This window comes from Microbacterium sp. (genome assembly GCF_049661145.1).
In the GTDB taxonomy this organism is placed as follows: domain Bacteria; phylum Actinomycetota; class Actinomycetes; order Actinomycetales; family Microbacteriaceae; genus Microbacterium.
On the sequence record NZ_JBASZT010000448.1, the window covers coordinates 1 to 11,902 of the forward strand.

Below are 11,902 nucleotides of genomic sequence, written 5' to 3' on the forward strand. Positions count from 1 at the left end.
GTGGCGCGCCGGGCGCCACGCATGCCGTCGACGAAGCCTGCCACCGCCAGCAACGGTCCGAGAGCGGCGAACCACAGCGCGTACGCCGAGCCGGTGAGTTGCCACAGCACGACGGCACCGACCACCGGGACGACAGCGGTCAGCAGAGGAACCTGGGGCCTCGGCGGGGCGGCAGGGGCCGCCGGCAGCCGCAGCGGGTCGTCGGCATCCGATTCGAAGTCTTCACTCATGCCGGCCAGTCAACCGGGGAGGAGCGGCCCGTGGGGCCCGCACGGCGGGATCGGTGGAGTACTCGGTTCAGTCGTCTGTTGGGGAGGAGGCGATGCGGTGCACGTTCAAGACGATGATCGTGATGTTGTCGCGTCCGCCGTTCTCGAGCGCTGCCTCGAGCATGTCGTCGGCAGCCTCGGTGGGGTCCTCGTGCTGCAGCAGGAAGTGCAGGATGCCGTAATCCGTGAGCTCCTTCGTGAGCCCGTCGCTGCAGACCACGAACCGGTCGCCATCGAGCACCTCCAGCCGGACGTAGTCCGGCGCGACCTCGTCCGACGGGCCGACGGCGCGGGTGATGACGTTTCCGTACGGGTGGTTCTCTGCTTCCTCGGGGCTGAGCCGTCCGGCGGCGATGAGCTCCTGTACGACGGAGTGGTCGGTCGTCACCTGTGCGAGCCCGCCGTCGCGGAACAGATATACCCGCGAGTCGCCGATGTTGAGCGTCACCCACGTCGGTTCGGGGGTCGACGTGTCGAGATAGACACCCGTCACGGTCGTTCCCGTCCCGTCGTCGGTCGCGTCGGGGTGCGAGGCGATGTCGGCGACGGCCCTCGTGAGGGCCTTCTCGATCGTCTTCGGCGTCACCTCACCTTTGCCGGCGACGGCACGCAGCCGTTCGATCGTGCGGGAGCTCGCGATCTCACCACCGATGTGTCCGCCCATGCCGTCGGCGACGACGAACAGCGGATACAGGGCCAGGACGGCATCCTGGTTCACCTCGCGCCGACGACCGGTGTGCGTGATCTCGGACCACTGCAGTTCCAACGCACCGTCGGCAAGAGGGACGGTGCGCGACTGGGTCGCGGCTTCAGGCACGGTCACACTCTAGTGGACGGCTCCCCGGGCCACCGGCGCGCCCGGCGTGACAGGAACGACCGACGCCGCCGCACGAGTCGCCTCGTCGTCGATCGCCGCCTCGAACTGCGCGTCGTACAGCCGCCGATAGGCGCCCTGGGCGGCGAGCAGCTCATCGTGCGTACCCTGCTCGACGATGGCCCCGTGCTCCATCACGAGGATGAGGTCCGCGTCGCGGATCGTCGACAGGCGATGCGCGATGACGAACGCGGTCCGATCGGCGCGCAACCGCGACATCGCGCGCTGGATCAGCAGCTCGGTGCGCGTATCGACGGAGCTCGTCGCCTCGTCGAGGATGAGGATACGCGGATCGGCGAGGAAGGCTCGCGCGATCGTGACGAGCTGCCGCTCCCCGACCGACAGGCCCGTCGCCTCGTCGTCCAGCACGGTGTCGTATCCTTCGGGCAGCGCGTGCACGAAACGGTCGACATACGCGGCGGTCGCCGCGGCGACGATCTCCTCCTCGGTCGCTTCGGGCCTCGCGTAGGCGATGTTCTCGCGGATCGTCCCCGAGAACAGCCAGGTGTCCTGCAGCACCATTCCGGTGCGGGAGCGCAGATCGGCGCGCGTCATCCGCCGCGTGTCGACGCCGTCGAGGGAGATGACGCCGGCATCCACATCGTAGAAGCGCATGATGAGGTTTACGAGGGTCGTCTTGCCCGCTCCCGTGGGTCCGACGATCGCGACCGTGCTCCCGGGGCGCGCTCGCAGTGAGAGGCCGTCGATGAGCGGCACGTCGGGTGTGTACCGGAAGTCGACGTCGGCGAACGCGAGTTCGGCGGCATCGGGCGCAGGAGATCGTGCCGGGTCGGGGTCGGTCGACTGCTCGGGTTCGTCGAGCAGTTCGAACACGCGCTCGGCGCTGGCGACGCCGGACTGCAACAGGTTCGCCATCGACCCGAGCTGGCTGAGGGGCTGCGTGAACTGCCGAGAGTACTGGATGAACGCCTGAACATCACCGATCGACAGCAGCCCGCCGGCGACCTGCAGGCCGCCCACCACGGCGATCGCGACGTACACGAGGTTTCCGATGAACATCATCGACGGCATGATCACGCCGGAGAGGAATTGCGCACCGAAGCTCGCGCGGTAGACCTCCTCGTTCTCGTCGGCGAAGTCCGCCTCGACAGCCTTCTGATGACCGAACACCTTCACGACCGAGTGGCCCGAGAACGTCTCCTCGACGCGTGCGTTCAGGATGCCGGTAGCCCGCCATTGGGCGACGAACAGCTTCTGGGAGCGGCGGGCGACCACCGTGGTGACCACGATCGTCAAGGGGATGGTCACGAGCGCGATGACCGCGAGCAGCGGTGAGATGACGAACATCATGGCGAGGACGCCGACGACCGTCAGCAGCGACATGATCACCTGCGAGAGCGTCTGCTGCATGGTCTGACCGATGTTGTCGACATCGTTCGTGACCCTGCTGAGCACCTCGCCCCGCTGCACGCCGTCGAAGTACGACAACGGCAGCCGGTGGATCTTGTCCTCGACCCGCACGCGCAGCCGGTGCATAGCGCGCTGGACGATCCCGTTGAGCACGCGCGCCTGCACCCAGTTGAACACAGCGGCAAAGACGTACACCGCGAGGACGGCGAGCATGATCGACCCGAGGTGACCGAAATCGATGCCGGCGCCCGGCGTGAGCTCCATCGCCTTGAGCATGTCGGCCTGCTGCTGGTTGCCGCCGGCAGTGAGCTGGTCGATGACCTGCTGCTTGGTCGCGCCGGCGGGCAGCTGCATCGAGATGAACCCGGCGAACACGACGTTGGTGCCCTCGCCGAGGATCTTGGGCCCCAGCACCGACAGCGTCACCGACGCGACGCCGAGCAGGACCACGACGACGAGCCCTCCGGCATCCACCCGCAGCGTCCCGAGCAGGCGTTTCGCGCTGGGTCCGAAGTTCTGCGCCCTCTGGGTGGGAGCGCCCGCCATCGGACCTCGTGGGCCGCGCCCGCCGCCTGGGCCGCTCACGAGGTCGCCTCCGCCGCGAGCTGCGACTCGACGATCTCGCGGTAGGTCGCGCTCGTGTCCACAAGCTCGTCGTGTGCGCCGAGACCGACCACGCGGCCGTGGTCGAGCACGACGATCTGATCGGCGTGACGGATCGTCGACACCCGCTGCGCGACGACGATGCGGGTGGCGCCGGGCAGGTGGGTGTCGAGCGCGTGCCGCAGCGCGGCGTCGGTCTGCAGGTCCAACGCCGAGAACGAATCGTCGAAGATGTAGATCTCGGGGCGCTTCACGAGCGCTCGCGCGATCGCCAGCCGTTGCCGCTGGCCGCCCGACACGTTCGTGCCGCCCTGCGCGATCGCCGCGTCGAGACCGCCGGGAAGCGCCTCTACGAACTCCCGCGCCTGCGCGAGCTCGAGGGCATGCCAGAGGTCGTCGTCGGATGCCGACGCGTCGCCGTAGCGGAGGTTCGAAGCGACCGTCCCCGCGAACAGGAACGCGCGTTGCGGCACGAGACCCACCCGATCCCACAAGTCGTCCGGGTCGAGTCGGCGCACGTCGATGCCGTCCACCGTGACGGCGCCGCCGGTCACGTCGAAGAGCCGGGGGATGAGCCCGACGAGCGTCGACTTTCCCGCTCCGGTCGACCCGATGATCGCGGTCGTGGTGCCGGGCTCTGCGGCGAAGGAGATGCGCTGCAGCACGGGGGCGTCGGCGCCCGGGTAGGTGAATTCGACGTCGTCGAACACGACGCGGCCGCCGGCGCGGTCGGCCGACGCCGCCACGGCGGGTGCTTCGACGGACGGCTCCGTCGCCAGCACGGCCCCGATGCGATCGGCGCAGACGGCGGCGCGCGGGATCATGACGAACATGAACGTCGCCATCATGACGCCCATGAGGATCTGCATCATGTAGCTGAGGAACGCGAACAGCGTACCGATCTGCACGTCGCCGCTCTGGACCTGCCCGGCGCCGAACCAGATCACGGCGACCGACGACACGTTCATCACGAGCATGACGACGGGGAACATCAGCGCCATGAGGTTGCCGGCGCGAAGCCCCGTTTCCATGACGTCCTCGCTCGCGCGCACGAACCTTTCGCGCTCCTGCTCCTCGCGGACGAATGCCCGCACGACGCGGATGCCGGTCAGCTGCTCCCGCAGGATCTGGTTGATGCGGTCGATGCGCGCCTGCATCTTCCGGAACGCGGGGACCATCCGCACGACGATGAGCGAGACGATCACGAGCAGCACCGGCACCGAGACGGCCATGAGCCACGACAGCCCGATGTCCTGCCGCACCGCCATCACGACGCCGCCGATCGCGAGCATAGGAGCTGCCACCATGATCGTCGCTGACATCTGCACGAGCATCTGCACCTGCTGCACGTCGTTCGTGTTGCGGGTGATGAGCGACGGCGCGCCGAACTGACCCACTTCGCGCTGCGAGAACGCGACGACGCGGTGGAACAGGTCCGCGCGGACCCGTTTGCCCATGCCCATCGACAAGCGCGAACCGAAGTACACGGCGACGAGCGCACACAGGACCTGCACGGCGCTCACACCGAGCATGACTGCCCCTGTGCCCCAGATGTAGCCGATGTCGCCGGTGACGACGCCCTTGTCGATGATGTCGGCGTTGAGGGTCGGCAGCAACAGCGACGCGATCGACTGCCCCAGCTGGAACACGATCACCAGGAGCAGCAACGGCCACGCCGGCGCGAGGTAGCGCAGGAGGATTCTGCCGAGCACGGCATCCCCTTTCCGCGTCCTGAAGGGGCGCGGATCGACGCTACGCCCGCTGTGCGATCCGGTTCAACCGCGTTCGTGCGCTGTCAGCGAACCGCCGGTCAGGCGCGCGGTGGCTCGGGCGCGGGAGGCTCGGCCGTCGGGGGCTCCGTCGTCGGGGGCTCGGATGCCGGGGGCGGCGGAGGCTGGTAGGCCGGCGGTGCCGGCGGCTGGTAACCGGCCGGCGGTGCCGGCGGCTGGTAGCCCGCGGGCGGCTGGTAGCCGGCGGGGGGCGGCTGATATCCGGCTGCGGGAGGAGCTACCGCGCCGGCGGGCTGCACGGGAACTCCCTGCCAGACGGTACTGTCCGCGAAGAAGGTGTTCGAGGCCCACGGGGCGGGCGGGATGACCGGGTTCCACCGCGACCTGTCGAACGCGTTGATCCCGAGCCAGACGATCGACAGCAGGACGTAGAGGACGACCCAGGGCGTGTCCTTCTGCAGCTTGAGCCCCACCCGCCACGCCACCAACGCACCGACCAGGAGCGGCAGCAGGCCGAAGAACCAACCGATGCCGGGGATCTGGCCGAGCACGATCGCTGCGCCGACGGCGATGAGCATCACCCACGGGCTCAGGTCACCGAGTTTGCTGAAGACCATGAAGTTGTACACCGGCACCCACGCGCGCCAGCGGCCCTGAACGCCCGCCTTGTCGAAGATCTTCATCAGGAACCACGCCGAAAGCACGTAGGCGATGACGACGAAGATGAACACGAAGAACCCGAACAACGCCAGCACGGCGAAGTACCCCGCGCCGGAGTAATTGTCGCTCATTGACAGCCTTTCTGTGATCTCGCACACCGGGGAAACGCCGGCAGGAACGGGTGCTGCCCCGTCAGCAGTCATCGTAGGGCCACGGATGCCGCGGCGACCAGCCCTGTTTCCTCGCGCGCGTCGACGAGCATCGATAGCCTGGCCACAGCATCCCGAGGGAGGACCCCCATGACCGACCCGACCACGCCGACTCCACCACCGGTTCCCGAGCGCTCCGCCGCCGAGGCGGCCGAAGCCGCCGCGACCGGCACGCACAGCGAGGGCATCGCCGGCGTCGACGACACCGGAGTGCCGCGGTTGGTCGGTGACCTGGACGACATCGGCCGCGGCTTTCTGTCGGCGCTGTTCGACCTGTCGTTCACGCGCTTCATCACGCGCCGCCTCGCGAGCATCTTCTACCTCGTCGGGCTCGTCGCCATCGGCATCTCCTTCGTCGCCGCGTTCGTCGGCGGCATCGTGTCGGGCATCGGGGCGCTGTGGTGGAATCCGGGCGGCGGCATCGCGCTGATCGTTTCGACGGTCGTCGTGGCGCCGATCCTGGCCTTCCTGGCCGTCGTCGTGCTGCGCTTCGTCATCGAGGCCGGCGTCGCCCTCGTCGCGATCGCGGAGAACACCGAGCGCACCGCCGCGAACACGAAGCGCTGAGGTTCGCGGCGCGACGGCGCCACAATCCTGCCGGGGTGCACCAGATCGGTGGTGCCGCAACAGGAGACGGGCGCGGTCGCGGCGCGGAGTTCAGACGACGAGCGCGAGTTCGCCGGGAGAGCCGCGCCGCAGGTCGAGTCCTTGGGCGGCGGCCCAGCGCAGCAGGGCGGCCGAGGTTCTGACACGCGGGCGTGACTGAGCGAGCGCGCGCACGAGGGCGCCCTTCGCCTGCTTGTTGAAGTGGTTCAGGGCGCGGACCGTCCCGTCCGAGCCTTCCGTCACGACCCGCAGGTACGCCGATGGCACGTCGGCGGGTAACGGGCCCAGTGCGGCATACGCCTCGGAGCGCAGATCGAGCACGAACGACGGTGCGGCCTCGGCGATCGCCGCCATCACCGCCTCCGCCCAATGCCGCCGCAGCGGAGGGATGCCGGGGACAGAGCTCCCTGCGGACAGCCGATAGGCGGGGATCGGATCGAGCGCCCCGACGGGACCGAACGGCGCGGAGTGGATCAGGACGTGCCCGCCCAGCCAGCGCCTTTCCGCCGCCGCGAGCGTCCCGGCATCCAGCGCGTCGTACAGCACCCCGGTGTACCGATCGATCGCGGCCATCGTCGGAGCCGTCCGAACGGCGGCATTGTCCGCGATCTCGCAACGCTGTCGCGGCGACAGCTTGAGGACGCGTGCGGCGGTGTCCTCATCCGCGCTCAGCGCCACGAGCGCGTCGACGGCCGCTTCGCGCCGCGTCCGCAGCTGCGGCAGAGCGAGCGCCCCGAGGTCGAGTGGTCGAGCGCGGCCGCCGGCACGCTTTGTCTCGGAGGGTGGCAGGAGGATCAGCATGTTGGGGGCGTTTCGACTCCTCGCTGCGCTCGTCGCTCGACGCACGGGGCCACCGCTCGTTGAGCGAAGCCCGAAGGGCCGAGTCGAAACGCGGACGCGGTTCAGGCCCGCAGGGTCGCGTGTCCGGCGACGATCGTGAGCTCGTCGTTCTCCATCGACAAGAACCCGTCATCGGCGCTAGCGACCACCTTGGAGCCGTCGACCTGGGTGATGCGCACCTCGCCCTCGGCGAGGATGGCGAGCACCGGCTCGTGACCTGTCATGAAGCCGATCTCGCCCTCGACGGTCTTGGCGACGACGAGGGACGCCTCGCCGTGCCAGACCTCTTCCTCCGCCGAGACGAGAGTGACGGTGAGAGGCATCTCAGCCGTTCTCCTTCTGGATCTTCGCCCACTTCTCTTCGACGTCGGAGATTCCGCCGACGTTGAAGAACGCCTGCTCGGCGACGTGGTCGTAGTCTCCGCGGACGATCGCGTCGAATGAGGCGATCGTCTCCGCGATCGGCACCGTGGAGCCCTCGACACCGGTGAACTTCTTCGCCATGTAGGTGTTCTGCGAGAGGAACTGCTGGATGCGGCGGGCGCGCGCGACGACGACCTTGTCCTCTTCGGAGAGCTCGTCGACACCGAGGATCGCGATGATCTCCTGCAACTCCTTGTTCTTCTGCAGGATCTGCTTCACTGCGGTCGCGACACGGTAGTGGTCGGCACCGATGTAGCGCGGGTCGAGGATGCGGCTCGTCGAGGCCAGCGGGTCGACGGCGGGGTAGAGGCCCTTCGACGCGATCTCACGCGAGAGCTCGGTGGTGGCATCCAGGTGCGCGAACGTCGTCGCGGGAGCCGGGTCGGTGTAGTCGTCGGCGGGCACGTAGATCGCCTGCAGCGAGGTGATCGAGTGACCGCGCGTCGAGGTGATGCGCTCCTGCAGCACGCCCATCTCGTCGGCGAGGTTCGGCTGGTAGCCCACGGCCGACGGCATGCGGCCGAGCAGCGTCGAGACCTCGGAGCCGGCCTGCGTGAAGCGGAAGATGTTGTCGATGAACAGCAGCACGTCCTGCTTCTGCACGTCACGGAAGTACTCCGCCATCGTGAGGGCCGACAGCGCGACGCGCAGGCGCGTCCCCGGCGGCTCGTCCATCTGACCGAAGACGAGCGCGGTCTTGTCGAAGACGCCCGCCTCCTCCATCTCGTGGATGAGGTCGTTGCCCTCACGCGTGCGCTCGCCGACACCGGCGAACACCGAGACGCCGCCATGGTCCTGCGCGACGCGCTGGATCATCTCCTGGATGAGAACCGTCTTGCCGACGCCGGCGCCGCCGAACAGGCCGATCTTTCCGCCCTGCACGTATGGGGTGAGCAGGTCGATGACCTTGATGCCGGTCTCGAACATCTGCGTCTTCGACTCGAGCTGGTCGAAGTTGGGGGCAGCGCGGTGAATGCCCCAGCGCTCGGTGACCTCGATGGTCTCGCCCGGCTCGGCGTTGAGCACGTCGCCGGTCACGTTGAAAACGCGACCCTTGGTGACATCGCCGACGGGGACCGTGATGGGACCGCCGGTGTCGCGCACCTCCTGCCCGCGGATCATGCCGTCGGTGGGCTTGAGCGAGATGGCGCGCACGAGGTCGTCGCCGAGGTGCTGCGCGACCTCGAGCGTGATCTCCTGCGCGTTCTCCTCGTCGCCGGTGAAAGCGATCGTCGTCTTCAAGGCGTTGTAGATGTCGGGGATCGCATCGTGCGGGAACTCGATGTCGACGACCGGGCCGGTGACGCGTGCAACGCGCCCGACGACCGTCGTCTCGACCTTCTCGGCGGTGGCGGTGGGAGTCATTGTCTGTCTCTTTCGGTGTGGTCGTTACTTGCCGGACGCCAGGGCGTCCGCGCCGCCGACGATCTCGGCGATCTGCTGGGTGATCTCGGCCTGACGCGCGTTGTTGCGCAGGCGGGTGTAGTCGGTGATGAGCTTGTCGGCGTTGTCGCTCGCGCTCTTCATCGCCTTCTGCGTCGCGGCGTGCTTGGCCGCCGACGACTGCAGCAGCGCGTTGAACACGCGGCTCTGCACGTAGACGGGCAGCAGAGCGTCGAGTACGACCTCGGGGCTCGGCTCGAACTCGTACAACGGATACACCTGCGAACCGGATGCGGTACCGCCGGGAACCTCGTCGGCCTCCACGACCTCCAGCGGCAACAGGCGTACCGTCTCGGGCTCCTGCGTCATCATGCTGACGAAGCGGTTGTAGACGAGGTGGATCTCGTCCACGCCGCCCGGCTCCGCGCCGCCGCGGTCGTAGGCGTCGAGGACGGCGCCGGCGATCTGCTCCGCCGTGTTGAAGTGCGGGGTGTCGGTGTCGCCCGTCCACTCCCCCGCCGCCGCCATGCGCCGGAACTGGAAGTAGCCGACGGCCTTGCGTCCGACCAGGAAGTACTCGATCTCTTTGCCCTGCGAGAGCAGCAGTTCGCCCAGCTGCAGGCCCTCGCGAAGGATTTGCGAGTTGAACGCGCCCGCGAGTCCTCGGTCGCTCGCGAAGATGACGATCGCGGAACGCCGGATCGTCTCGCGCTCGGTCGTGAGCGGGTGGTGGACGTTCGAGTGCGTCGCCACAGCGGAGACGGCTCGTGTCACGGCCAGCGAGAAGGGCGAGGACGCGCGCACGCGCGCCATCGCCTTCTGGATGCGCGAAGCCGCGATGAGTTCCATCGCCTTCGTGATCTTCTTGGTCGTCTGAGCAGAAGCGATCTTCTGCTTGTAGACCCGGAGTTGTGCGCCCATGAGTTCAGTCGGCCGTGCGTCTCAGTACCCGCGGCTCAGCCGCGACGGCCCTTGACGATCGTCGCCTGGTTCACATCTTCCTCGTGCGCGGCGGCGAACTCCTCGTGACCGGGATTGTCGATCGCCTGGCCCTTGCCGCCCTGGAACTCCAGGATGAACTCGTCGGTGACCTTCTCGAGCTCGGCGACGGTGTCGTCGTCGAGGACGTTGGTCTCACGCAGGGTGTCGAGGATGGACGTGTTGCGCTTGAGGTAGTCGAGCAGGTCGCGCTCGAACCGCAGGACGTCCTCGACCTCGATCGTGTCGAGCTTGCCGTTCGTTCCCGCCCAGATCGCGACGACCTGCTCCTCGACGGGATACGGATCGTACTGCGGCTGCTTGAGCAGTTCGGTCAGCCTCGCGCCGCGCGCGAGCTGACGGCGCGAGGCCGCGTCGAGGTCGGAGGCGAACATGGCGAACGCCTCGAGCGAGCGATACTGCGCGAGCTCGAGCTTGAGCGTTCCGGAGACCTTCTTGATCGACTTGACCTGAGCGTCACCGCCGACGCGAGACACCGAGATGCCCACGTCCACCGCGGGGCGCTGGTTGGCGTTGAACAGGTCGGACTGCAGGAAGATCTGGCCGTCGGTGATCGAGATGACATTCGTCGGGATGTACGCCGACACGTCGTTGGCCTTGGTCTCGATGATCGGCAGACCCGTCATCGAACCGGCCCCGAGCTCGTCCGAGAGCTTCGCGCAACGCTCCAGCAGACGCGAGTGCAGGTAGAAGACGTCGCCCGGATACGCCTCGCGTCCCGGCGGACGGCGCAGCAGCAGCGAGACGGCACGGTAGGCCTCGGCCTGCTTCGACAGGTCGTCGAAGATGATGAGGACGTGCTTGCCGCCGTACATCCAGTGCTGGCCGATGGCTGAGCCGGTGTAGGGGGCGAGGTACTTGAAGCCGGCGGGGTCCGATGCCGGGGCCGCGACGATCGTCGTGTAGGCCATCGCACCGGCATCCTCCAGCGCACCCTTGACCGACGCGATCGTGGAGCCCTTCTGACCGATCGCGACGTAGATGCAGCGCACCTGCTTGTTCACGTCGCCCGATTCCCAGTTGGACTTCTGGTTGATGATCGTGTCGATGGCGATCGCCGTCTTGCCGGTCTGGCGGTCGCCGATGATGAGCTGACGCTGGCCGCGGCCGACGGGGATCATGGCGTCGATCGCCTTGATGCCGGTCTGCATGGGCTCGTGAACGGACTTGCGCTGCATGACGCCGGGCGCCTGCAGTTCGAGGGCGCGGCGGCCCGAGGTTTCGATTTCGCCGAGCCCATCGATCGGGGTCCCCAGCGGGTCGACGACGCGGCCGAGGTAGCCGTCGCCGACGGCGACGGAGAGGACCTCACCCGTGCGAGTGACCTTCTGGCCGGCCTCGATGCCCGAGAAGTCACCGAGGACGACGACGCCGATCTCGTTCTCGTCGAGGTTCAGCGCGAGGCCCTCGACGCCGTTCTCGAAGCGGACGAGCTCGTTGGCCATGACGCCGGGGAGGCCCTCGACGTGCGCGATGCCGTCGGCGGCGTCGACGACGGTGCCGACCTCGGTCGCGGCAGCGGCCGTCGGCTCGTACGCGGCGACGAAGTCTTTCAGCGCGTCACGGATGACGTCGGGGCTGATGGTCAGATCTGCCATGGTGTTCCTTCTTGGTGGGATGTCTGTCGCCGGGCGGACCCGGCATATCCGCTCGGCTCGAGCGGGAAGTTCTAGCCTGCGAGGCGCTGTCGCAGGTCATTCAGGCGGGACGACACGGTGGCGTCGATGACGTCGTCGCCGATCTCGACACGGACGCCCCCGACCACCGTGGTGTCGAGAACGACGTTGAGCGCGACGTCGGTGCCGTAGCGCTCCGACAGCGCGGCTCGGAGCCGCTCGAGCTGTGCGGCATCGAGGATCCGCGCGACGTACACCGTCGCGACGGTGCGGCCGCGCTGGTCGGCGACCAGCCTCAGCGCGCGCGACAGCAGTGCGC

12 protein-coding genes are annotated in these 11,902 nt (G+C 68.2%); 1 reads left to right on the forward strand and 11 read right to left on the reverse strand.

Annotated elements, in window-relative coordinates:
* From WBP48_RS18410 to WBP48_RS18430, 5 genes are all read right to left on the reverse strand, one after another.
* Window positions 1-230, reverse strand: a 230-nt coding sequence (locus tag WBP48_RS18410) for a hypothetical protein (RefSeq protein ID WP_424442236.1), incomplete at its 3' end; no start/stop codon positions are given.
* Between the two features lie 67 nt (window positions 231-297).
* Complete coding sequence (locus tag WBP48_RS18415; protein ID WP_424442237.1) at window positions 298-1,086, reverse strand: PP2C family protein-serine/threonine phosphatase; 789 nt, start codon at window positions 1,084-1,086, stop codon at window positions 298-300.
* A gap of 9 nt (window positions 1,087-1,095) precedes the next feature.
* Complete coding sequence (locus tag WBP48_RS18420; RefSeq protein ID WP_424442238.1) at window positions 1,096-3,099, reverse strand: ABC transporter ATP-binding protein; 2,004 nt, start codon at window positions 3,097-3,099, stop codon at window positions 1,096-1,098.
* Window positions 3,096-4,829 carry an ABC transporter ATP-binding protein gene (locus WBP48_RS18425; RefSeq protein ID WP_424442240.1) on the reverse strand — a complete coding sequence of 578 codons (1,734 nt, stop codon included), beginning with the start codon at window positions 4,827-4,829 and terminating at the stop codon, window positions 3,096-3,098. The genes WBP48_RS18420 and WBP48_RS18425 overlap by 4 nt, the downstream gene beginning before the upstream one ends.
* A 98-nt stretch (window positions 4,830-4,927) precedes the next feature.
* Window positions 4,928-5,638, reverse strand: a complete 711-nt coding sequence (locus WBP48_RS18430; RefSeq protein ID WP_424442242.1) for a large exoprotein — start codon at window positions 5,636-5,638, stop codon at window positions 4,928-4,930.
* 168 nt (window positions 5,639-5,806) lie between these two features.
* On the opposite strand from WBP48_RS18430, the gene WBP48_RS18435 reads away from it, so the two are divergent.
* On the forward strand, window positions 5,807-6,283 hold the full coding sequence (locus tag WBP48_RS18435) for a DUF4282 domain-containing protein (protein WP_424442243.1): 477 nt from the start codon (window positions 5,807-5,809) through the stop codon (window positions 6,281-6,283).
* A 90-nt stretch (window positions 6,284-6,373) separates the two neighbouring features.
* Here the strand turns inward: WBP48_RS18435 and WBP48_RS18440 are convergent, their stop codons facing one another.
* The 6 genes from WBP48_RS18440 to WBP48_RS18465 all read right to left on the reverse strand — a co-directional run.
* A complete protein-coding gene (locus WBP48_RS18440; protein ID WP_424442244.1) occupies window positions 6,374-7,123 on the reverse strand; it encodes a YaaA family protein in 750 nt (249 codons plus the stop codon).
* A gap of 101 nt (window positions 7,124-7,224) precedes the next feature.
* A complete protein-coding gene (locus WBP48_RS18445; RefSeq protein ID WP_424442245.1) occupies window positions 7,225-7,485 on the reverse strand; it encodes a F0F1 ATP synthase subunit epsilon in 261 nt (86 codons plus the stop codon).
* 1 nt (window position 7,486) lies between these two features.
* Entirely contained in the window at window positions 7,487-8,950 is a 1,464-nt protein-coding gene (gene atpD, locus WBP48_RS18450) for a F0F1 ATP synthase subunit beta (RefSeq protein WP_424442247.1), read from the reverse strand.
* Between the two features lie 24 nt (window positions 8,951-8,974).
* Window positions 8,975-9,889 (reverse strand): F0F1 ATP synthase subunit gamma, encoded by a 915-nt coding sequence (locus tag WBP48_RS18455; RefSeq protein ID WP_424442248.1) that lies wholly within the window; start codon window positions 9,887-9,889, stop codon window positions 8,975-8,977.
* 35 nt (window positions 9,890-9,924) lie between these two features.
* Window positions 9,925-11,565 (reverse strand): F0F1 ATP synthase subunit alpha, encoded by a 1,641-nt coding sequence (gene atpA / locus WBP48_RS18460; RefSeq protein ID WP_424442250.1) that lies wholly within the window; start codon window positions 11,563-11,565, stop codon window positions 9,925-9,927.
* Window positions 11,566-11,636: 71 nt separating this feature from the next.
* The coding region (locus WBP48_RS18465; RefSeq protein ID WP_424442252.1) for a F0F1 ATP synthase subunit delta at window positions 11,637-11,902 on the reverse strand (266 nt) is incomplete at its 5' end.

What these genes read in the sequence shown, in the direction of transcription:
- WBP48_RS18430 (WP_424442242.1), bottom strand. Translation starts at nt 5,638, where the DNA reads ATGAGCGACAATTACTCCGGCGCGGGGTACTTCGCCGTGCTGGCGTTG.
- WBP48_RS18435 (WP_424442243.1), top strand. Translation starts at nt 5,807, where the DNA reads ATGACCGACCCGACCACGCCGACTCCACCACCGGTTCCCGAGCGCTCC.
- WBP48_RS18440 (WP_424442244.1), bottom strand. Translation starts at nt 7,123, where the DNA reads ATGCTGATCCTCCTGCCACCCTCCGAGACAAAGCGTGCCGGCGGCCGC.
- WBP48_RS18445 (WP_424442245.1), bottom strand. Translation starts at nt 7,485, where the DNA reads ATGCCTCTCACCGTCACTCTCGTCTCGGCGGAGGAAGAGGTCTGGCAC.
- atpD (WP_424442247.1), bottom strand. Translation starts at nt 8,950, where the DNA reads ATGACTCCCACCGCCACCGCCGAGAAGGTCGAGACGACGGTCGTCGGG.
- WBP48_RS18455 (WP_424442248.1), bottom strand. Translation starts at nt 9,889, where the DNA reads ATGGGCGCACAACTCCGGGTCTACAAGCAGAAGATCGCTTCTGCTCAG.
- atpA (WP_424442250.1), bottom strand. Translation starts at nt 11,565, where the DNA reads ATGGCAGATCTGACCATCAGCCCCGACGTCATCCGTGACGCGCTGAAA.